General features: G+C 55.3%; 1 protein-coding gene. It reads right to left on the reverse strand.

Annotated elements, in window-relative coordinates; genetic code table 11:
- Positions 1–141: 141 nt before the first annotated feature.
- Positions 142–414 (reverse strand): hypothetical protein (locus tag FYK55_RS29950; RefSeq protein ID WP_235909061.1); only part of this gene is annotated, 273 nt, incomplete at its 5' end.

Here is a 414-nt window from a genome sequence, read left to right on the forward strand (position 1 = left end):
GTTCCCGTGAATTGTTGCGTAGAACCAAGACGACCAATAGGGTGACCGTGTGGCTTATGGGGCTCGGGCTCTTTCGGTTTGGCCAATGAACTCAAAGCTGGACGTGCGCCGTATGGAGCGGCGTATTTTTGACACTCTTGTTCAAACGCCGATCTGCAGAGCGAACCTGAGAATCTGACCAGGTGATTCGTAGTTGTCACGCGAATCGCGCCAAACGCATCGAACCAACGCCTGGACCCAGACTGGAATGCCCCAACGCTGAGGACTCGCGTAATGATGGAACCGCGGGCGTTTGCCGGGTACCATTGTCCGATCGATGTTCAAAGACGGACGGGAACCATGCGATGATGCGGAGTCGCCAAGGATGATTTTCGAAAACGTAAGGTCCAACGTGGCGACCCGCATATCGCCGGA

Source organism: Roseiconus nitratireducens (assembly GCF_008629675.1).
GTDB classification, from domain to species: Bacteria; Planctomycetota; Planctomycetia; order Pirellulales; family Pirellulaceae; genus Stieleria; species Stieleria nitratireducens.